18 protein-coding genes and 1 pseudogene are annotated in these 19,762 nt (G+C 61.8%); 15 read left to right on the forward strand and 4 right to left on the reverse strand.

Annotated features, from left to right (window positions below; translation table 11 throughout):
- Positions 1-20 precede the first annotated feature (20 nt).
- From NXC14_RS28690 to NXC14_RS28710, 5 genes and pseudogenes are all read left to right on the forward strand, one after another.
- The gene (locus NXC14_RS28690) at positions 21-1,643 is read left to right on the forward strand and encodes an ABC-F family ATP-binding cassette domain-containing protein (protein WP_085781419.1); all 1,623 of its coding nucleotides are present in this window, start codon (positions 21-23) and stop codon (positions 1,641-1,643) included.
- An 82-nt stretch (positions 1,644-1,725) separates the two neighbouring features.
- Positions 1,726-2,314 (forward strand): annotated as a pseudogene (locus NXC14_RS28695) (hypothetical protein).
- Positions 2,315-2,412: 98 nt separating this feature from the next.
- The gene (locus NXC14_RS28700; RefSeq protein ID WP_003571841.1) at positions 2,413-2,577 is read left to right on the forward strand and encodes a DUF1328 domain-containing protein; all 165 of its coding nucleotides are present in this window, start codon (positions 2,413-2,415) and stop codon (positions 2,575-2,577) included.
- Positions 2,578-2,904: 327 nt separating this feature from the next.
- Complete coding sequence (locus NXC14_RS28705) at positions 2,905-3,426, forward strand: DUF992 domain-containing protein (RefSeq protein WP_085781421.1); 522 nt, start codon at positions 2,905-2,907, stop codon at positions 3,424-3,426.
- Between the two features lie 77 nt (positions 3,427-3,503).
- The gene (locus NXC14_RS28710) at positions 3,504-3,971 is read left to right on the forward strand and encodes a GNAT family N-acetyltransferase (protein ID WP_085781422.1); all 468 of its coding nucleotides are present in this window, start codon (positions 3,504-3,506) and stop codon (positions 3,969-3,971) included.
- 60 nt (positions 3,972-4,031) lie between these two features.
- Here NXC14_RS28710 and NXC14_RS28715 read toward each other — a convergent pair whose 3' ends face one another.
- Positions 4,032-4,961: a LysR family transcriptional regulator gene (locus tag NXC14_RS28715; RefSeq protein ID WP_085781423.1), complete on the reverse strand. Its 930-nt coding sequence runs from the start codon at positions 4,959-4,961 to the stop codon at positions 4,032-4,034.
- A gap of 73 nt (positions 4,962-5,034) precedes the next feature.
- On the opposite strand from NXC14_RS28715, the gene NXC14_RS28720 reads away from it, so the two are divergent.
- The 10 genes from NXC14_RS28720 (at position 5,035) to glpK (ending at position 16,152) form a co-directional block, all read left to right on the forward strand.
- Positions 5,035-5,952 (forward strand): DMT family transporter, encoded by a 918-nt coding sequence (locus NXC14_RS28720; RefSeq protein ID WP_085781424.1) that lies wholly within the window; start codon positions 5,035-5,037, stop codon positions 5,950-5,952.
- Between the two features lie 107 nt (positions 5,953-6,059).
- Complete coding sequence (locus NXC14_RS28725) at positions 6,060-6,833, forward strand: DeoR/GlpR family DNA-binding transcription regulator (RefSeq protein WP_085781425.1); 774 nt, start codon at positions 6,060-6,062, stop codon at positions 6,831-6,833.
- Between the two features lie 121 nt (positions 6,834-6,954).
- Positions 6,955-8,469 carry a glycerol-3-phosphate dehydrogenase gene (glpD, locus tag NXC14_RS28730; protein ID WP_085781426.1) on the forward strand — a complete coding sequence of 505 codons (1,515 nt, stop codon included), beginning with the start codon at positions 6,955-6,957 and terminating at the stop codon, positions 8,467-8,469.
- 42 nt (positions 8,470-8,511) lie between these two features.
- Positions 8,512-9,609 (forward strand): ABC transporter ATP-binding protein, encoded by a 1,098-nt coding sequence (locus tag NXC14_RS28735; RefSeq protein WP_085781427.1) that lies wholly within the window; start codon positions 8,512-8,514, stop codon positions 9,607-9,609.
- Positions 9,610-9,618: 9 nt separating this feature from the next.
- Positions 9,619-10,689: an ABC transporter ATP-binding protein gene (locus NXC14_RS28740; protein ID WP_085781428.1), complete on the forward strand. Its 1,071-nt coding sequence runs from the start codon at positions 9,619-9,621 to the stop codon at positions 10,687-10,689.
- A 3-nt stretch (positions 10,690-10,692) separates the two neighbouring features.
- Positions 10,693-11,559 (forward strand): sugar ABC transporter permease, encoded by an 867-nt coding sequence (locus NXC14_RS28745; protein WP_085781429.1) that lies wholly within the window; start codon positions 10,693-10,695, stop codon positions 11,557-11,559.
- 14 nt (positions 11,560-11,573) lie between these two features.
- A complete protein-coding gene (locus NXC14_RS28750) occupies positions 11,574-12,401 on the forward strand; it encodes a carbohydrate ABC transporter permease (protein WP_085781430.1) in 828 nt (275 codons plus the stop codon).
- Positions 12,402-12,414: 13 nt separating this feature from the next.
- The gene (locus NXC14_RS28755) at positions 12,415-12,696 is read left to right on the forward strand and encodes a DUF2160 domain-containing protein (RefSeq protein ID WP_085781431.1); all 282 of its coding nucleotides are present in this window, start codon (positions 12,415-12,417) and stop codon (positions 12,694-12,696) included.
- A gap of 77 nt (positions 12,697-12,773) precedes the next feature.
- Complete coding sequence (locus tag NXC14_RS28760; RefSeq protein ID WP_085781432.1) at positions 12,774-14,498, forward strand: ABC transporter substrate-binding protein; 1,725 nt, start codon at positions 12,774-12,776, stop codon at positions 14,496-14,498.
- A 151-nt stretch (positions 14,499-14,649) separates the two neighbouring features.
- Positions 14,650-16,152, forward strand: coding sequence for a glycerol kinase GlpK (glpK, locus tag NXC14_RS28765; RefSeq protein ID WP_085781433.1), 1,503 nt, complete (start codon positions 14,650-14,652; stop codon positions 16,150-16,152).
- Between the two features lie 23 nt (positions 16,153-16,175).
- Here the strand turns inward: glpK and NXC14_RS28770 are convergent, their stop codons facing one another.
- From NXC14_RS28770 to NXC14_RS28780, 3 genes are read right to left on the reverse strand one after another with little or no spacing between them, the layout of a single operon-like run.
- Entirely contained in the window at positions 16,176-17,177 is a 1,002-nt protein-coding gene (locus tag NXC14_RS28770) for an ABC transporter permease (RefSeq protein ID WP_085781434.1), read from the reverse strand.
- 2 nt (positions 17,178-17,179) lie between these two features.
- Positions 17,180-18,199 carry an ABC transporter permease gene (locus tag NXC14_RS28775; protein WP_085781435.1) on the reverse strand — a complete coding sequence of 340 codons (1,020 nt, stop codon included), beginning with the start codon at positions 18,197-18,199 and terminating at the stop codon, positions 17,180-17,182.
- The gene (locus NXC14_RS28780) at positions 18,189-19,739 is read right to left on the reverse strand and encodes a sugar ABC transporter ATP-binding protein (protein WP_085782035.1); all 1,551 of its coding nucleotides are present in this window, start codon (positions 19,737-19,739) and stop codon (positions 18,189-18,191) included. Before NXC14_RS28780 ends, NXC14_RS28775 begins: the two co-directional genes overlap by 11 nt.
- Positions 19,740-19,762: the final 23 nt, after the last annotated feature.

Here is a 19,762-nt window from a genome sequence, read left to right on the forward strand (position 1 = left end):
TTTCAGGCCCATAGCAGACCATGATTCGTATCGAGAATATCAGCAAGCAGCTCAGCCACCGGATCCTCTTTATCGAGGCGTCGGCCGCTCTCAACAAAGGCGAGAAGATCGGCCTCGTCGGCCCGAACGGCGCCGGCAAGACGACGATCTTCCGGATGATCAACGGCGAAGAGCAGCCGGACGAGGGCCAGGTCTCCTGCGAGAAGGGCGTGACCATCGGATATTTCAACCAGGACGTCGGCGAAATGGCGGGCCACAGTGCCGTCGCGGAGGTGATGAACGGCGCCGGGCCGGTCAGCGTCGTTGCCGCCGAACTGCGGGAGTTGGAGGCGGCCATGGTCGACCCCGAGAGAGCCGGCGACATGGAGGAGATCATCGAGCGCTACGGCGAGGTGCAGGCGCGTTACGAGGAGTTGGACGGTTATGCGCTCGACGGCCGAGCCCGCGAAGTGCTTGCGGGCCTGAGCTTCAGCCAGGAGATGATGGACGGCGATGTCGGTGCGCTGTCGGGCGGCTGGAAGATGCGTGTGGCGCTTGCGCGCATCCTGCTGATGCGCCCTGATGTCATGCTGCTCGACGAACCGAGCAACCATCTCGATCTCGAAAGCCTGATATGGCTCGAAGAGTTCCTGAAGGGCTATGAGGGTGCGCTGCTGATGACTTCGCACGACCGCGAGTTCATGAACCGCATCGTCAACAAGATCCTCGAGATCGATGCCGGCTCGCTGACCTCTTATTCCGGCGACTATGAATTTTACGAGCAGCAGCGGGCGCAGAACGAAAAGCAGCAGCAGGCCCAGTTCGAGCGCCAGCAGGCGATGCTCGCCAAGGAGATCAAGTTCATCGAGCGGTTCAAGGCGCGCGCTTCGCATGCTTCGCAGGTGCAGAGCCGGGTGAAGAAGCTGGAGAAGATCGACCGGGTGGAGCCGCCGAAGCGCCGCCAGTCGGTCGCGTTCGAATTCCAGCCAGCGCCGCGCTCCGGCGAGGACGTGATCAGCTTGAAGAACGTCCATAAGAAATATGGCAGCCGAAGCATCTATGAGGGGCTGGATTTCATGGTGCGGCGGCGGGAACGCTGGTGCATCATGGGCATCAACGGCGCCGGCAAATCGACATTGCTGAAGCTGGTGACGGGCACCACAACGCCCGACGAAGGCAGTGTCGCTCTCGGCGCCAGCGTGAAGTTGGGTTATTTCGCCCAGCATGCGATGGATATTCTCGATGGCGAGCGCACGATCTTCCAATCGCTGGAAGATCGGTTTCCCCAGGCCGGGCAGGGGCCTTTGCGGGCGCTCGCCGGATGTTTCGGCTTTTCCGGCGACGATGTCGAGAAAAGGTGCCGGGTGCTGTCTGGCGGCGAGAAGGCCCGATTGGTCATGGCGATGATGCTGTTCGACCCGCCGAACCTGCTCGTGCTCGACGAACCGACCAACCATCTCGACCTCGACACCAAGGAAATGCTGATCAAGGCGCTGTCGCAATATGAGGGCACCATGCTGTTCGTATCCCACGACCGGCATTTCCTGGCAGCGCTCTCTAACCGGGTGCTGGAGCTGACGCCGGAGGGCATCCACCAATATGGCGGCGGCTATACGGAATATGTAGCGCGTACCGGCCACGAGGCGCCCGGACTTCGGAGCTGAACGGCTATTTTTCCGCCGGCTGTGAGGGCCGTTCATGTGAGCGAAGAATAGCGCCGGCCGATATTGCCGGCTCTCTGCCACGATGATGACCAATTTCCGTGGTGTTCGGGCCTTCTTAAAACAATCGGGGCGGGCACATCAGCATGGACTGGATCAATCGTCATATCGATCAGCCGTTATTGAACGGCGCGGCAGGCTTGCTGCGGCAGTGGCACATCCGTACGCGGCAGTCGCCGGAGCTGCTGGAGCCGACCTGGAATCTTGTCGTGCTATCCTTTCTCCTGATTGCCAGCGGACAGGTTATGACAGGCAAGCCTTTCGCGCTCAGCATCGCCGCGCTGATCATGCTGGCCCTGCCTTCAGCCAAAAAATTGCTTTCGGCGGTCAAGGCAGGCGGAAGCGCTTATGGCGCCCGGGAATACAAGTCCTCGAGGGCGCGGGCCGTCGCCAAACGGGAGGCGGAATGGTCGGTGCGGATCATCGTGCTGTTTTCATCCGCCTGCCTTCCCTTCATCGCCCGCATCGATGATCCGGTGGGCGCCTGTTTCATGCTGGGGGCAAGTGTCTGGTTCGTGCTGACCGGGCCGCTCAAGACCTATCTCGATGCGGCCGAACCTCCCGAACCGACTGAAGGCGACCGGATGTACAGCGGCGTCTTTCATTTCGGCTGAACGACGCCGATGCGACGTTCCATCTGCCAGCCATGAGGGTGAGGGAACCAAAACGGGCGGTCGCCGTTATCTCCGCAGCAACGTAAAAGGAGATTGCGATGCTTTACTACGCTCTGGTGTTTCTCGTTGTGGCCTTGATTGCCGGTGTCCTCGGATTTGGCGGCATCGCAGGGGCTTCAGCTTCCATTGCCCAGGTTCTGTTCTTCATTTTCCTGGTGTTGTTCGTCGTCTCGCTTGTCATGCGCTTCATGCGCAGAGTATAGTGAAGATTGATCAAGTATAAAGCCCGGTGATATTTATCACCGGGTTTTGCTTTTGTTGACGGCCCTCACCGGCCGGCGGAAACTAGCCTCGAGCGAATGTGCTTTTTGTGCAACCATCCCTAACAAGATCGTGAAAGGCCGCATGCAAGTCGCATATGCCTTCGAAATGTCCCAATGGGGCTGAACCGTGGGGCTGTCGCTTGCGCCCTCCCACGCGCTTTGACACGCGATGCGAAAACGGCGCCGTCCGGGATTGCTCTGCGGTCCCCTGCGATATCCGGTGCCGCCAGCCGGGTGTTCCCGTCACGATTTGAGAAGGAGAGACTTATGAAAAAAACTCTTGCGACGGCGTTTGCCGCGGTATCGTTGACGTTTGTCGGCGCGGGGGCGGCCAATGCCGCCGACCCCGTCACCAGAACCTATGAAGAGCCGGACCTGCGCAATGGCGTGAAGATCGGTTATCTCACTTGCGATATCGGCGGCGGCACGGGATATGTGCTCGGTTCGTCCAAGGAAGCCGATTGTGTCTTTCAGTCAATTGTCGGCAATGAGCTTTTCGATCACTACACCGGCGAAATTCGAAAGCTTGGCGTCGATCTCGGCTTCACCACGCGCAGTCGTCTGATCTGGGCGGTGTTTGCGCCAACGGCTGGTTATCATCGCGGGTCGCTCGCCGGACTTTATGTCGGTGCCAGCGCAGAGGCGACGGTTGGTGCCGGCGTCGGCGCCAACCTCCTGGTCGGTGGCACCTCCGGTTCAATCCATCTGCAGACGGTTAGCCTGACCGGCCAGCTGGGCCTGAATGTTGCGGCCGGCAGCGCGTCGATGACACTGATCCCGGCGGATTGACGGGTTTTGTCGCCCCCTGCCGCGACGCAGCGGGGGCGTCACGCGATTATTGGATTGGGCTTGCTGGCGACGAAACGATGGATATCCGAGTTGCTACGCCCGACGAGGATGAAATCCTCGTCGGGCACTATCTGAAAATCTGGGACAGCTATGGCACGCCGCCCGAACATTACAGGCCGGATGCGGTGGCGCGGATATTGTCGTTCTTGAGAAGCGGTCGCGAGGAGCGGCGCCTTGCTTCGTTCCTGGCCATTGTGGACGACGAAATCGCTGGTTCCGTATCTTGCCAGCTGCACCAATCGCCGTTTCCGGAAGTCATTCGGCCGGAACAGCGGTTGCACGGTTACATCTGGTCCGTCTATGTCGCCGAAGCCTTCCGTCGGCGCGGCATCGCTTTGGCGCTGACGAATAAGGCCGTCGATTATCTGAAATCCATCGGCTGCACGACTGCCGTCATTCATGCCTCGGATGTGGGGGAGCCGGTCTATCGGAATGCTGGCTTCGAACTGGCGAAGGAAATGCGGCTGAAGTTTCCTATGGAGTGAGCCGCGTAGCCGAAGCACCTACAGGCGGCTGAGGAATGTGCGCGGCGGCGCGTTTTCTGTTTACGCTTTCGGCTTGCCGGGTGCGATAAAGGCGTTGATCGCCGCCTCGTCATGGCCGGCTTCGCGTAGGAAGCGGCTCGCGAATTCGATGGCAGGACTTCTCAATGCATCGTCCGGCCGGATCAGGTGAAAAGCGACATGGGAATCGAGGGTACGCTGTGACACTGCGACGACGCGCCCGGCGGCTAGCGCGGCATCCGATAGCGGCGGCCGTGCAAGCGCAATGCCGAGCCCTTGCGCGCAGGCGTCGACCACCAGATTGTAATCCTCGAAGCGTCGGTCCTGGCCGCGCGGCGTATAGTCGACACCCTCACGCGCTAGCCAGCGGCGCCAGCCTTCGATATTGGAGTCGTGAAGGATCGGCAGATCGAGCAGCGAAAGGCCATCCGAGCGTTGCCCGAGTCGTGCTGCCATTGCCGATGAGGCGATCGGAAAAGATTTCTCCTGCCAGAGCGGCAGGGCGCGCACGCCGGCCCATGGTCCCTTGCCGCAGCGGATGGCAAGGTCCGTGCCTTCGCCGAAGTCCGCAAGGCGGTGTTCGAGCGTCAATTCGACGTGCAGCTCATTTCCTTCGAGCTTTGCCAGGCGCGGAAACAACCATAGAGAGGCGACGGACGGAGTAACTGAAAGGCGCACCACCGCCTTGTTCGGCCGTGGCAGCCAGCGCTCGCCGGTGTTACCGAGCAGGGAAAGGGCTTCCTCGGCACGGGCGAAGAAGCGCATTCCCTCCGGGGTGAGGCGCACACCGCGAGCTTCACGCGCGAAGAGCCGCACACCCATCCAGCGCTCGAGCCGCGAGACCTGCCGCGATACGGCGCCATGGGTGATTCCGCTTTCCTCGGCCGCGGCCGAAAACGATCCGAGCCGAGCGGCGCGGGCAAAGGTCTCGAGCGTATCGAGCGGGGGGAGCACTGGCGAGCTGTGAACCATGCTCACATTTGATCATCGATTGCGGTGCTTTTCAAGCATGCATCGAAAGCCTAATTCATTGTCGCAAGCACATATGGAGGTGAACATGAGCATGGCGGCAAGCGCACCAGTTTCGGCAAAACAGCAAAGCGGCTTCGATCTGATCGCCTTTGCTGCGATTGTCGTCACCATTCTCTTCTGGGCCTCTTCCTTCGTGGTGATCCGTATCTGTCTCGGACCGCTGACGCCGATCGAACTGGCAACGGCGCGTTATGTGGCGGCAGGCGTCCTCGCCCTTTTCTATCTCGCCATCTACCGGCCGATGCCGGAAAAGCGTGATTTCCTCCGCCTCTCGGTGGCTGCCGTCCTCTTCATCGCTGCCTATGCGGTTCTCCTGAACACCGGCGAGCAGACTGTGGCGGCGGGGCCGGCGAGCTTCATCATCAATACCATGCCCGTCTTCACAGCCCTGATTGCCACATTCGTGCTTAGCGAGCGCTTCGGCCGCTGGGGGTGGGTTGGCACCGCGGTTTCCTTCGGCGGCGTGGCGCTGATTGCGCTTTCCTCCGACGGCGGCTTCAAGCTCGATCCGAACGCCGTGCTGATCCTCGGCGCAGCGCTCTGCTCGGCGATCGCCAGCGTGCTGCAGAAGCCGCTGCTCGCCCGCCTGCCGGCGCTTGCCGTCACCGCCTGGATCCTGTTGATCGGCTCCGTGCCGCTGTTTCCGGCCGTCCCGTCAACGATCCGCGCGCTGGCCGCGGCGCCGGCAGAGGTCAATTGGGGCGTTGCCTATCTCGTCATCTTCCCGACTGCGATCGGCTATCTCACTTGGGCCATCGCATTGAAGCGGCTGACGGCCGCTCGCGCCTCGAATTTTCTCTACGGCGTCCCGCCGGTCGCAACGCTGATCGGGTTCGTCTGGCTGGGCGAGACGCCGACGGCGCTGGGTGCTGCCGGCGGCGTGATGGCGATCCTTGGTGTGCTCGTGGTCAATGTGATGCGGAAAAGATAGGTGCATCGGACCGCCGCCACATAAAGGTGACGAAGTCTCGCTGACAAATAGGCATTGCGCCGCCGTTCGCTTTATTTAAAAACGAAAGCAGAGCGAAAGGGGCACCGATGTTCTTGACCGACCGACAAACTGAAATCGTGGCGATTGCGAAATCGAGCGGCAGGGTTCTGGTCGAGGAGCTCGCCTCCCGCTTTTCGGTGACGCCGCAAACGATCCGCAAGGATCTGAACGATCTCTGCGATGCCCAGGTGCTGACACGCATCCACGGCGGCGCCACGTTTCCGAGCGGAACGGAGAACGTCAAATACGAGGCGCGGCGGCAGATTGCCGCTTCCGAGAAGCAGGCAATCGGTATGGCGGCAGTCGAGCTGATCCCGAGCGGAGCCTCGCTCTTCATCAACATCGGAACGACGACGGAAGCGGTGGGCGAGGCGCTCGCCAATCATCACGAGCTGATGGTGATCACCAATAACATCAACGTTGCCAACAGGTTGCGTCTCTTTCCGGCAATCGAGGTGGTGATCGCCGGCGGCGTCGTACGCGGCTCGGACGGCGGTATCGTCGGCGAAGCGGCGGTCGATTTCATCCGCCAGTTCAAGGTCGATTATGCCGTCATCGGCGCATCGGCGATCGATATCGACGGGGCGCTTCTCGATTATGATTTTCGCGAAGTGAAGGTCGCCCAGGCGATTATCGCCAATGCCCGGCATGTCATCCTCGTTGCCGATTCGACCAAGTTCGAACGCACCGCGCCGGTCCGGATCGGCCAGCTTTCCCAGGTCCATACCTTCATCACCGACCACTGTCCGGTACCGTCGATTCGTAATCTCTGCCTCGAAAACAATGTGAAGCTGATCGAAACGAGCACCAGATCGCGTTAGTCATGCGAACGGAGCAAACATTCGTTTGACATTCGCATTCCTTTCGTTTTAACTGTTCTCACTTTCGCAATCGCGCAGAATTTGTGCGATGCGAAATTGGCAGCGGGCTCGGAGGGGGCAATTGGGCCGGGAGATACACGACATATTCGTCATCGGCGGCGGCATCAACGGCTGTGGCATTGCGCGCGACGCCGTCGGGCGCGGCTATTCCGTCGCGCTGGCGGAGATGAACGATTTCGCCTCCGGCACCTCGTCCGGCGCCACCAAGCTGATTCATGGCGGCCTGCGTTATCTCGAGCATTATGAATTCCGCCTGGTGCGTGAATCGCTGATGGAGCGCGAGATCCTCTGGGCGATGGCGCCGCACATCATCTGGCCGCTGCGCTTCGTACTGCCGTATCACAAGGGCGGCATTCGCCCGGCCTGGCTGATCCGGCTCGGCCTTTTCCTCTACGACCATCTCGGCGGCCGCAAGCTGCTGCCTGCGACTTCAGTGCTCGACATGCGCAAGGACCCGGCCGGCAAGCCGCTGAAGGCGCTGTTCACCAGAGCGTTCGAATATTCCGACGGCTGGGTCGATGATGCCCGCATGGTCGTGTTGAACGCCCGCGACGCTGCCGACAAAGGGGCGACGATCATGCCGCGCACCAAAGTAGTGTCGGCGCGACGCGAGAATGGACTCTGGCACATTGAAACGACCGATACGGTCACTGGCCGCAATGACAGCCATCAGGCCCGCATGCTGATCAATGCCGCCGGTCCCTGGGTCGATCATGTCATTCGTTCCGCCTTCGGCCAGAACGAGGCCCACCACGTTCGTCTCGTTCAGGGTAGCCATATCGTCGTCAGGAAGAAGTTCGACGACCCTCGTGCCTATTTCTTCCAGAATCCCGACAACCGCATCATCTTCGCCATCCCCTATGAGGGCGATTTCACCCTGATCGGCACCACCGACCGCGACTACACCGCCGATCCCAAAGATGTCCGGATCTCCGAGGAGGAGACGGTCTATCTCTGCAATGCCGCGTCGGAATATTTCAAGGAACCGGTCAGGCCGGAGGACATCGTCTGGACCTACTCGGCAGTCAGGCCGCTTTTTGACGATGGCGCCTCGAAGGCGCAGGAAGCGACGCGCGATTATGTGCTGAAGCTGGAGGGCGAAGCCGGGGCCGCGCCGCTGCTCAACGTCTTCGGCGGCAAGCTCACCACCTATCGCCGGCTTTCCGAACATGCGCTGGAGAAGATCGGCGCCGCGATCGGTGTCAAGGGTGCTCCTTGGACAGCCAAAAGCCATCTGCCCGGCGGCGACTTCCCGGTCCGTGGCTACGAAGCGGAGGTCGCCGGTCTGAAGCGGCGCTATCCGTTCCTTGCCGATGCACACGCCCGCCGGCTGGTGCGCCGCTACGGCACCCGGGCTGTGACATTGCTCGGCGCTGCCCGCGGCCATGACGACCTCGGACGGCTGTTCGGCGGCGATCTCTACGAGGCCGAGGTCAAATATCTCGTCGAGCATGAATGGGCCCGGCACGCTGAAGACGTGCTGTGGAGGAGAACAAAGGATGGTCTGCGCCTATCGAAGGAGCAGGCCCAGTCACTGGAGGAGTACATGGCTGCCATACCGGCGATGGCCGGATAAGGCGGCATGTGGTCCCCGCTGCGTGGAGGCAGGGGAATCGGAATGCTGGAACTGCGAAACGCCGCCAAGATGGTGGGCGCGGACTATCATATCTATCCGACCGATCTGGTCCTTGAGCGGGGCACGTTGAATGTCCTGCTCGGGCCGACGCTGTCGGGCAAGACGTCGCTGATGCGGCTGATGGCCGGGCTTGATCGTCCGACCGCCGGCTCCGTCCAATTCGACGGCGCCGATGTCACCGGCATGCCGGTGCAGAAGCGCAACGTCGCGATGGTCTACCAGCAGTTCATCAATTATCCGGCGCTGACGGTATACGAGAACATTGCCTCCCCGATGCGCATATCGGGCAAGGATGCCGCTACCATCGACCGTGAAGTGCGCAAGGCGGCCGAGCTTTTGAAGCTAACGCCCTATCTCGACCGCACGCCGCTCAACCTGTCCGGCGGCCAGCAGCAGCGCACCGCGCTGGCGCGCGCGCTCGTCAAGAATGCCAGCCTCGTTCTGATGGACGAGCCGCTTGCAAACCTCGATTACAAGCTGCGGGAAGAACTGCGTGAGGAACTGCCGAAGATCTTTGCCCAATCCGGCGCGATCTTCGTCTATGCGACGACCGAACCGTCAGAGGCGCTCCTGCTCGGCGGCAACACGGCGACGCTGAACGAAGGCCGGGTAACGCAGTTCGGGCCGACGATCGATGTTTACCGCCGGCCCGCCGATCTCACCACAGCCGGCATCTTTGCCGATCCGCCGCTGAATATCCTCGACGTGACCAAATCGGACAATTTCTTTACGCGTCCGGGCGGAGCGGCACTTCCGGTTCCCCCGCATCTGGCTGCCGTGCCGGACGGGCCGGTGACCGTCGCCTTTCACCCGCATCACCTCGGCTTCAAACCGCAGACCGGTGAGGCTGCCCGCCTGCAGGCGCGCACGCTGGTTTCGGAGATCACCGGCTCGGAGAGCTTTGTTCACCTGGACTACGACGGCGTGCGCTGGGTGATGCTCGCCCATGGCATTCACGACATCGACCCGGACATGGAGATAGAGGCCTTTCTCGACACGCGTCACCTCTTGGCCTTCGGCGCCGATGGCGGCGCCATTGCCACGATTGGCCGCGCTACCGCTGAAGCCGGAAAGGTATAGGAGAGCACAATGGCACGCATTACGCTCGACCATATCCGCCACGCCTACGGAGCTAATCCGCAGACGGAGAAGGATTATTCGCTGAAGGAAGTCGACCACGAGTGGAACGACGGCGGCGCCTATGCGCTGCTCGGCCCCTCCGGTTGCGGCAAGACCACGCTGCTGAACATCATCTCGGGTCTGCTGCAGCCCTCGCACGGTCGCATCCTCTTCGACGGCAAGGATGTGACGAACCTGTCGACGCAGAGCCGCAACATAGCCCAGGTCTTCCAGTTTCCGGTCATCTACGACACCATGACCGTTTACGATAATCTCGCCTTTCCGCTGCGCAACCGCGGCGTGGCGGAGGCCGATGTCGACCGCCGCGTCCGCGACATTCTCGAGATGATCGACCTTGCCGGCTGGGCCAAGCGCAAGGCGCAAGGGCTGACGGCCGACCAGAAGCAGAAGATCTCTCTCGGCCGCGGCCTCGTGCGCAACGACGTCAACGCCATCCTGTTCGACGAGCCGCTGACCGTCATCGACCCGCATATGAAATGGGTGCTGCGCTCGCAACTGAAGCGGCTTCACAAGCAGTTCGGCTTCACCATGGTCTACGTCACCCACGACCAGACCGAGGCGCTGACTTTCGCCGAGAAGGTCGTCGTCATGTATGACGGCCAGATCGTTCAGATCGGCACGCCGGCCGAGCTTTTCGAGCGGCCGAGCCACACCTTCGTCGGCTATTTCATCGGTTCGCCCGGTATGAACGTCATGCCCGCCAGGGTCGAAGGCAGCGCCGTCAAGGTCGGAGACGAGGTTTTGACGCTGGATTACGCGCCGAGGACCGCTGGCAGTTCCAAGACCGAGCTCGGCATCCGCCCCGAATTCATCCGCCTCGGGCGGGAAGGCATGCCGGTCAACATCACCAAGGTCGAGGATATCGGCCGGCAGAAGATCGTCCGCGCCCGCTTCGCCGGCCAGCCAATTGCGATCGTCGTGCATGAGGACGCCGACATCCCCGCAGATGCCCGCGTCACCTTCGATCCGTCCGCCATCAGCATTTACGCCGACAGCTGGCGCGTCGGCAGGGAGGCCTGAGCCATGCAGAAGACGTGGAACAACAAAGCTTGGTTTCTGGTCCTGCCGGTGCTGCTGCTCGTCGCCTTTTCGGCCGTCATCCCGCTGATGACTGTTGTCAACTATTCGGTTCAGGATACGTTCGGGAATAACGAGTTCTTCTGGGCAGGCACCGACTGGTTCGTTCAGACGCTGCATTCCGACCGCTTCTGGGAAGCGCTCGAGCGCAACCTGCTCTTCTCCTTCATCATCCTGGCGCTGGAGATTCCGCTCGGCATCTTCATTGCTCTCAACATGCCGAAGAAGGGCATCGGCGTTCCGGTCTGCCTCGTTCTGATGGCGCTGCCACTGCTTATCCCGTGGAATGTCGTCGGCACTATCTGGCAGGTCTTCGGACGCGTCGATATCGGCCTGCTCGGCCATACGCTCGAGGGGCTCGGCCTCGATTACAACTACGTCCGCGATCCGGTCGACGCCTGGGTCACGGTCATCGTCATGGATGTCTGGCACTGGACGAGCCTCGTCGTGCTGCTCTGCTATGCCGGCCTCGTCTCGATCCCGGACGCCTATTATCAGGCCGCCAAGATCGACGGCGCCTCGCGCTGGTCCGTATTCCGTTACATCCAGCTTCCGAAGATGAAGCGGGTGCTGCTGATCGCCGTGCTCCTACGCTTCATGGACAGTTTCATGATCTATACCGAGCCCTTCGTCGTCACCGGCGGCGGTCCCGGCAACTCGACGACCTTCCTGTCGATCGATCTTGTGAAGATGGCCGTCGGGCAATTCGATCTCGGCCCCGCCGCGGCGATGTCGATCATCTACTTCCTGATCATCCTGTTGCTGTCATGGATCTTCTACACGGTCATGACCAGCAGCGACGCCAACGCCTGAGAAAGGAGAGATCCATGGGTTCGACAAGGAAATACAAGCCCGCCGGAAACCTCTCCTGGGTGGTTACGACGCTCTACATCCTCTTTCTGCTCCTGCCGATCTACTGGCTGATCAACATGAGCTTCAAGGAGAATGCCGAGATCACCGGCGCCTTCTCGCTGTGGCCGCAAAACCCGACGCTCCGGAACTACGCCGTCATCTTCACCGATCCGTCATGGTATAACGGTTACATCAACTCGATCATTTACGTGGTGATGAACACTGTTATATCAGTGCTTGCGGCGCTGCCGGCGGCCTACGCTTTTTCGCGCTACCGCTTCCTCGGCGACAAGCACCTGTTCTTCTGGCTGCTCACTAACCGGATGGCGCCACCGGCGGTTTTTGCGCTGCCCTTCTTCCAACTCTATTCCGCCTTCGGCCTGATCGATACCCATATCGCCGTGGCGCTCGCCCACTGCCTGTTCAACGTGCCGCTTGCGGTCTGGATCCTCGAAGGCTTCATGTCTGGCGTGCCGAAGGAGATCGACGAAACCGCCTATATTGACGGCTACTCCTTCCCGCGCTTCTTCGTGAAGATCTTCATGCCGCTCATTGCAAGCGGGATCGGTGTCGCCGCTTTCTTCTGCTTCATGTTCTCGTGGGTCGAACTGCTGCTGGCCCGCACGCTGACGACGACCGCGGCAAAGCCGATCTCGGCGATCATGACGCGCACGGTTTCGGCGGCCGGCATGGACTGGGGCGTACTGGCGGCAGCCGGCGTGCTCACCATCATTCCCGGCGCGCTCGTCATCTATTTCGTTCGCAACTATATCGCCAAGGGCTTTGCCCTGGGCCGCGTCTGAGGAGGAGACGGTCATGAATTTTACCTGGATGGCCTGGACGCTGCCGACGGCGCTCTTCTTCATGACGATCCTTACGCTGCTCATCGCCATGAGCGTCTGGGAATATTTTTCGCCGGGCGGCACGCCGCGCACGGGCGTGCTGCGTTTTGAGACGACGCGCGGCGACCGGCTTTTCATTTCGCTGCTTGGCGCAGCGTTCATTCATCTTGCATGGCTTGGGCTCGCTGGGCCCAACCTGTGGTGGGCTCTTGCCATTTCCGTAGTCTATGCCATCGGCGTGTTCCGCTACGTGTAACGGCAAGGAGAAGACAGATGGCCGGGGGTACTGGCCGCCTGAGACGTAACTGCAATCGCAAACCCTGGGAGGATATTATGCGACGGCACTTATTGACGACGACAGCAGGCTTGCTGCTGGCGATGACAGCATCGGCCTATGCCGGTATGAACGAGGCCAAGACGTTCCTCGACAAGGAAGTCGGCGACCTCTCGACGCTTTCCCGCGCCGACCAGGAAAAGGAAATGCAGTGGTTCGTCGATGCCGCGAAGCCCTTCGCCGGCATGGACATCAAAGTCGTTTCCGAAACGATCACCACGCATGATTATGAATCGAAGGTGCTGGCTCCGGCCTTTACCGCGATCACCGGCATCAAGGTCACCCACGATCTGATCGGCGAAGGCGATGTTGTCGAAAAGCTGCAGACGCAGATGCAGTCGGGCGAAAACATCTATGACGCCTATATCAACGACTCGGACCTGATCGGCACCCATTGGCGCTACCAGCAGGCCCGCTCGCTGACCGACTGGATGGCCAATGAAGGCAAGGATGTCACCAATCCCGGCCTCGACGTCGACGACTTCATCGGCAAGTCGTTCACGACAGCGCCTGATGGCAAGCTCTACCAACTGCCGGACCAGCAGTTCGCGAACCTCTATTGGTTCCGTTACGACTGGTTCAACGACGAGAAGAACAAGGCGGACTTCAAGGCGAAGTACGGCTACGATCTCGGCGTGCCGGTCAACTGGTCGGCCTATGAGGATATCGCCGAGTTCTTCACCGGCCGCGAGATCGACGGCAAGAAGGTCTACGGCCACATGGACTACGGCAAGAAGGACCCATCGCTCGGCTGGCGCTTCACCGATGCCTGGCTGTCGATGGCCGGCAACGGCGACAAGGGCATTCCGAACGGCAAGCCGGTCGACGAATGGGGTATCAAGGTCGACGAGAACTCCCGTCCGGTCGGTTCGTGCGTTGCGCGCGGCGGCGATACCAACGGCCCGGCAGCGGTCTATTCAATCCAGAAGTATCTGGACTGGATGAAGGCTTATGCACCGGCTGCCGCTCAGGGCATGACCTTCTCCGAATCCGGACCGGTCCCGTCGCAAGGTGAAATTGCCCAGCAGATGTTCACCTACACGGCCTTCACGGCCGACTTCGTCAAGGAAGGCCTGCCGGTCGTCAATGCCGACGGCACACCGAAATGGCGTTTTGCGCCGAGCCCGCATGGCGTCTACTGGAAGGACGGCATGAAGCTCGGCTATCAGGATGCCGGCTCCTGGACGCTGATGAAGTCCACGCCTGTCGATCGCGCCAAGGCGGCCTGGCTCTATGCCCAGTTCGTCACTTCCGAGACTGTCGACGTGAAGAAGAGCCACATGGGCCTCACCTTCATCCGCCAGTCGACGCTGGATCATAAGTCCTTCACCGATCGCGCGCCGAAGCTCGGCGGCCTGATCGAATTCTACCGTTCGCCGGCCCGCCTGCAGTGGTCGCCGACCGGTACGAACGTTCCTGACTATCCGAAGCTCGCGCAGCTGTGGTGGCAGGCGATCGGTGACGCCTCCTCCGGCGCCAAGACGGCGCAGGAAGCGATGGACTCGCTTTGCTCCGAACAGGAAAAGGTGCTGCAGCGCCTGGAACGCGCCAAGGTCCAGGGCGATATCGGCCCGAAACTCGCCGAAGAGCATGATCTCGCTTATTGGAACGCGGATGCGGTGAAGAAGGGCAACCTTGCACCGCAGCTGAAGATCGAAAACGAGAAGGAAAAGCCGCAGACCGTCAACTACGACGAGCTCGTCAAGAGCTGGCAGAAGAAGTAAGGCGGACCGTGGCCGGAGGCGACAAGGTCTCCGGCCACCACTTCCTGCCACCGGCAGCAAGCCGGTGGCCCTACAATCTTTCTCTTATGAAACCTCCGCATCCTGCTGCTCCGCAGCGGGCTGAGCTGTTTCGTGCGAGCCGGAGACGGATATGAGCGGCTATATTCTTTCGATCGACCAGGGCACGACGTCTTCACGCGCCATCATCTTCGATGGCGACATGAAAATGGTCGGCTCGGCGCAGGCGGAGATCACCCAATATTATCCGCAGCCCGGATGGGTGGAGCATGACGCCGCCGAAATCTGGCAGTCCGTCATCGACACGGTGCGCAAGGCGATCGCCGATGCTGGTATTGACGCCGCAGTGATCGCGGCAATCGGCATTACCAATCAGCGCGAGACGGCGGTCGTCTGGGATCGCAGGTCCGGCACGCCGCTTCACCGCGCGATCGTCTGGCAGGACAGGCGCACGGCCGAAATGTGCGAGAGCCTGAAGGCTGACGGATATGAGAAGCTGTTCAGCGCCAAGACCGGTCTGCTGCTCGACCCCTATTTCTCCGGAACGAAGCTGCGCTGGCTGCTCGACAATGTCGATGGCCTGCGGGAGAAGGCGGAGGCAGGCGAGGTCTGCTTCGGGACGATCGACAGCTGGCTGATCTACAAGCTGACCGGCGGCCGTGTGCATGCCACCGATGCGACCAATGCCTCGCGAACGCTGCTCTATAATATCGATGACGGCGCCTGGGACGAGGAGCTTCTCGGCATTCTCGGCATTCCCTCAGCCACGCTTCCCGAGGTCAAAGAATGCGCCGATGATTTCGGCCGGGTCGACGAAGCTCTGTTCGGGGTCGCGCTGCCGATCCTCGGCGTCGCCGGCGACCAGCAGGCGGCGGCCGTGGGCAATGCCTGCTTTGACCCCGGCATGATGAAATCCACCTATGGCACCGGCTGCTTCGCTCTGCTCAACACCGGCCGGGACCGCGTTTCCTCCTCCAACCGGATGCTGACGACCATTGCCTGCCGGCTCGACGGTGAGACGACCTATGCACTTGAAGGCTCGATTTTCATTGCGGGTGCGGCCGTGCAATGGCTGCGCGACGGCCTCGGCATCATCAGCCAGGCCTCCGAAGCTGGGGTCCTGGCCACCAAAGCAGATCCCGGACAGCAGGTCTATATCGTTCCGGCCTTCACCGGCCTCGGCGCGCCCTATTGGGATCCGGCCGCGCGCGGCGCGATCTTCGGCCTGACGCGCAACAGCGGCCCGGCGGAATTTGCCCGCGCGGTGCTTGAATCCGTCGCCTATCAGACGCTCGACCTGCTGGTGGCGATGAAGAAGGACTGGGGCGCCAACCAGTTGGAAACCGTGCTGCGCGTCGATGGCGGCATGGCGGCGTCCGACTGGACGATGCAGTGCCTGGCCGACATCACGGGAAATCCCGTCGACCGTTCGGCGATCCGCGAGACGACGGCGCTCGGAGCCGCCTGGCTCGCCGGTTCGAAGGCCGGCATCTGGCCCGGCAAGCGCGATTTTGCGAAGGCCTGGGCCTGCGACCGCCGCTTCAGCCCGTCGATGGAAGAGACCGAGCGGCAGGGCAAGATCATCGGCTGGAAAAACGCCGTATCGCGAATGATTTCGGAAAGCTCGGCGGGCTGACATATCCGCGGATACGGCAGCTCTTATGCGCGGCCGGCGGATTTCCTGTTGATGAAGCTTAGGGCGAGCACGGCAAAGATCAGCGTGCCCGTGCCGACCTGCTGCCAGTAGAAATTAAGATCGGTCAACAGCAGCCCGTTGGCGACGATGCTGAGCAGCAGCACGCCGAGGACAGTGCCGCCGACGTTCGGCCGCCCAAGCGGGCTGAGAGTCGTGCCGATGAAGGTCGCGCCGATGGCATTCAGCAGGAAGGCGTTGCCGGAGGAGGGGATATAGACGGCAACGGTCGCCGTCAGGATCAAGCCGGCGACAGCCGCGATCAAGCCGACGATGACGAAGGTAGCGGCAATATGGGCCGATGCCGCGATGCCGGAATAGCGAACGACGGCCGGCTGGATGCCGATCGACAGGATGACGCGGCCGAAACGCGTTCGGGCAAAGACAACCGCGGCAGCAGCTATGATGAGGATCGCGACCGCGAGCGGCACCGGAAAGCCGCCGATCGTGCCGTGGCCGAGAACGCGGAAGGCTTCCGGCACACCGCTCGGCGGCAGGTAGACCGGGTTGCCGCCATTGGTCAGCAATTGCTGGACGCTGCGGCCGATGAACAGCGTGCCGAGCGTTGCAAGGAAGGGGGAGACACCGATCCCTGAGATTAGCAGCGCGTTGAAGGCACCGACGAGTGCTCCTGCCGCTAGTCCGGCAAGGGCGGCAATCGCCACCGGCTGACCTGCCAGCACGAGGGAGACGAAGGCGAAGCTCGCAAAATCCATCGCCGTTCCCACAGAGAGATCGATGCCGCCCGAGGAGACGGCGAAGGTCATGGCGATGGAAACGATGGCAAGCAGCGTGAAATTGTTGACCAGGATGCTCTGGAGGTTGGCAAGCGTCAGAAATGTCGGCGTCGCCGCGGAGAAGATGGTGGACACCGCGACGAGCGCGAGGACGAGGCCGTAGCGCGCCGCGCCGGCAGCGATGAGGCGCGGCAGGTCGGTAACGGCAGGTGTCGAACTCTGGAGCGACATGATCAGGCCTCCCGCCGGCGCAACAGGGTGGTCGCGGAGACCACGATGAGAATGAGCAAGCCCTGGATGCCGCTGACCAGCGTGCTCGAAATGTTGAGCAGCTGGAAGCCGTTGGTGAGGAAGCCGACCAACAGAGCCGAGAGGAAAGTGCCGGCCATCGTGGGAACCAGCCGGCGCGAAAAGACCGAACCGAGCAAAGCGGTGACGACGACGGGCAGCAGCATCTCGCCGGAGCCGGTCGTGCTGCCGCTCAGATAGGAAACCGACAGGATACCGGCAATGCCGCCGGACACGCCGCTGGCGATGAACGCGCCTGATAGTAGCCGGCGAAGCGGCAAGCCGGCGGCGCGCGCCGCCTCCGGGAACTCGCCGACGGCATAAAGATGCAGGCCAAGCGGCGTATATTGGACGATGGCCGTTGCAAGTGCCGTGAAGCCGAGAAGCACATAGGCAAGAACCGGCAGGCCTAGGGGATCAGACGCCGAAAGCGCCGAGAGAAAGGGCGTGGAGGCGGGCAGGACGGTATTCTGGGTCAGCACCAGTTCCAGTCCGGCAACGACGTTCATCACGGCAAGCGTGGCCAGCAACGGAACGATGCCGGCATAGACGACGGCAAAGGCATTGACCGTGCCGATCAGCGCCCCGGTCCCGATTGCCGCCGAGGCCGCCGCCGCGTCGCCGTAGCCGAGTTGGGTCAAGGTGGCGTAGACGGCGGCGCTGAGGCCCATATTGGCCGCGAGCGAGAGATCGATGCCGCCGGTGACGACGTTGGAGCCGCCGGCAATCAGAACAACCGTCAGCCCGATGGCGAGTACGCCTGATATGGCGGATTGGCCGAGCACGTTGCCGACATTGCCGACACTGAGGAAGTAAGGCGCGGTGAGCGAGAAGACGATCAGAATGGCTGCGAAAGCGATCAGTGATCCGAAACGCAGCGCCACAGCCGCGATGTTGCCGGCCGGTCGGCGCGGCGGTTCTATTGCCGAAAAGCCGGCAGGCGCGAATTCCACTTCAGCCGACATGGCGATGTCCCTCCGACGACCCGGTCGATTCCGCCAGCACGGCATCCGCCGTGGTCTCCGACGAGATGAATTCTCGCACCACACGACCGCGGAAAAGCACGAGGATACGATCGGTGATGCCGATGAGTTCGGGCAGATCCGAAGACAGCACGATGACGCCGGCGCCCCGCGCCGCAAGCTCGCCGATCAGTGTGTAGATCTCGACCTTGGAGCCGATGTCGACGCCGACCGTCGGCTCGTCGAGGAGATAGACTTCGGAGTGCCGGCTCAGCCACTTGGCGATCGCCACCTTCTGCTGGTTGCCGCCCGAAAGCGTGCGCAGAAGCGCATTGCGCCCGCTGGCTTTCACCTGCAGCCGCGTGATCAGGGCATCGATCTCGCGCTGCTCGCGCTTGCGATGGAGAAAGCCGAAGCGCGTGAAGCGGCCGAGGCTGGAAAGGCTGGCATTCTCGGCAACACTGAGATCGAGCGCAACGCCATGACGGCGCCGATCTTCCGGCACCAGCGCGATCTCGTGGCCGGCAGCCTGAGTCGGATTGGCAAAACGGGCCGGTTTGCCGTTGATTTCGATGCGGCCGGAAGACGGTGACTCCAGACCGAAGAGAGCACGAACCAGTTCCTTTGCGCCGGAGCCGAGCAGGCCGGTGAGGCCGAGCACCTCGCCGCGGCGAAGCGAGAAGCTGATGTCGCTGTATTTTCCCGGCGCCGACAGCTGCTCGACGTTGAGGATCTCTTCACCGGGCGCGACCGCAGGCTTCGGAAACATCTCCTTGATATCCCGCTCGACCATCAGCCGGGCGATCGCCGCGGCCGAAGTCTCCCCGATCGGCACGGAAGCGACATCAAGTCCGTTGCGCAGCACGGTGACGTGATCGCAGAGTTCCTCGATTTCGTTCAGGTAGTGTGAGATGTAGACGATGGTTACGCCTTCATCGCGCAGGCGGCGGATCAGCCGGAAGAGAATATCGGCCTCGCGGCGCACCAGTGCCGCCGTCGGCTCGTCGAACACGAGCACCTTCGGCTGATTGAGGAGCGCACGGGTGATCTGGATGATCTGCTTTTCGGCCGTCGACAATTCGCCGATCAGGGCAGTGTTTGGCAATCGGACGCAGAAATAGTCGTTGAGGATTTCGGAAGCGCGGCGCTGCATCAGCCGCCGGTCGAGGAAAGGCGTGCCCGATATGCGCGGTTCCCGGCCGAGGAACAGCGCTTCACCGACGGTGAAGGTCGGCACCAGCAGCCGTTCCTGGTGAATGAAGTGAATGCCGAGCGCCTCGGCAAGATGCGGCGTCAGCCTGTCGAACGTCTGTCCTTCGATCTCGATCCGCCCGTCATCCGGCTGATGGAGGCCGGCAAGCAGCTTGATCAGCGTCGACTTGCCGGCACCATTCTGCCCGACGAGACCGTGGATCGTTCCGCGTTTTACGATCAGCGACGCGCCTGCCAACGCCTGCGCGCCGCCGAAACGTTTGACGATTCCTTCGAAGCGGATGATGTCGTCTCGCGCCGTCACCGGCTGCTTGAAGGAAATGGCAGTCATGCAATCCATCCCGACGTGGTGGC

The sequence above is a fragment of the Rhizobium sp. NXC14 genome (genome assembly GCF_002117485.1).
Lineage (GTDB): Bacteria > Pseudomonadota > Alphaproteobacteria > Rhizobiales > Rhizobiaceae > Rhizobium.

Coding starts and splice junctions, on each gene's coding strand:
- NXC14_RS28690 (WP_085781419.1), top strand. CDS start 21: ATGATTCGTATCGAGAATATCAGCAAGCAGCTCAGCCACCGGATCCTC.
- NXC14_RS28700 (WP_003571841.1), top strand. CDS start 2,413: ATGCTTTACTACGCTCTGGTGTTTCTCGTTGTGGCCTTGATTGCCGGT.
- NXC14_RS28705 (WP_085781421.1), top strand. CDS start 2,905: ATGAAAAAAACTCTTGCGACGGCGTTTGCCGCGGTATCGTTGACGTTT.
- NXC14_RS28710 (WP_085781422.1), top strand. CDS start 3,504: ATGGATATCCGAGTTGCTACGCCCGACGAGGATGAAATCCTCGTCGGG.
- NXC14_RS28715 (WP_085781423.1), bottom strand. CDS start 4,961: ATGGTTCACAGCTCGCCAGTGCTCCCCCCGCTCGATACGCTCGAGACC.
- NXC14_RS28720 (WP_085781424.1), top strand. CDS start 5,035: ATGGAGGTGAACATGAGCATGGCGGCAAGCGCACCAGTTTCGGCAAAA.
- NXC14_RS28725 (WP_085781425.1), top strand. CDS start 6,060: ATGTTCTTGACCGACCGACAAACTGAAATCGTGGCGATTGCGAAATCG.
- NXC14_RS28735 (WP_085781427.1), top strand. CDS start 8,512: ATGCTGGAACTGCGAAACGCCGCCAAGATGGTGGGCGCGGACTATCAT.
- NXC14_RS28740 (WP_085781428.1), top strand. CDS start 9,619: ATGGCACGCATTACGCTCGACCATATCCGCCACGCCTACGGAGCTAAT.
- NXC14_RS28745 (WP_085781429.1), top strand. CDS start 10,693: ATGCAGAAGACGTGGAACAACAAAGCTTGGTTTCTGGTCCTGCCGGTG.
- NXC14_RS28750 (WP_085781430.1), top strand. CDS start 11,574: ATGGGTTCGACAAGGAAATACAAGCCCGCCGGAAACCTCTCCTGGGTG.
- NXC14_RS28755 (WP_085781431.1), top strand. CDS start 12,415: ATGAATTTTACCTGGATGGCCTGGACGCTGCCGACGGCGCTCTTCTTC.
- NXC14_RS28760 (WP_085781432.1), top strand. CDS start 12,774: ATGCGACGGCACTTATTGACGACGACAGCAGGCTTGCTGCTGGCGATG.
- glpK (WP_085781433.1), top strand. CDS start 14,650: ATGAGCGGCTATATTCTTTCGATCGACCAGGGCACGACGTCTTCACGC.
- NXC14_RS28770 (WP_085781434.1), bottom strand. CDS start 17,177: ATGTCGCTCCAGAGTTCGACACCTGCCGTTACCGACCTGCCGCGCCTC.
- NXC14_RS28775 (WP_085781435.1), bottom strand. CDS start 18,199: ATGTCGGCTGAAGTGGAATTCGCGCCTGCCGGCTTTTCGGCAATAGAA.
- NXC14_RS28780 (WP_085782035.1), bottom strand. CDS start 19,739: ATGACTGCCATTTCCTTCAAGCAGCCGGTGACGGCGCGAGACGACATC.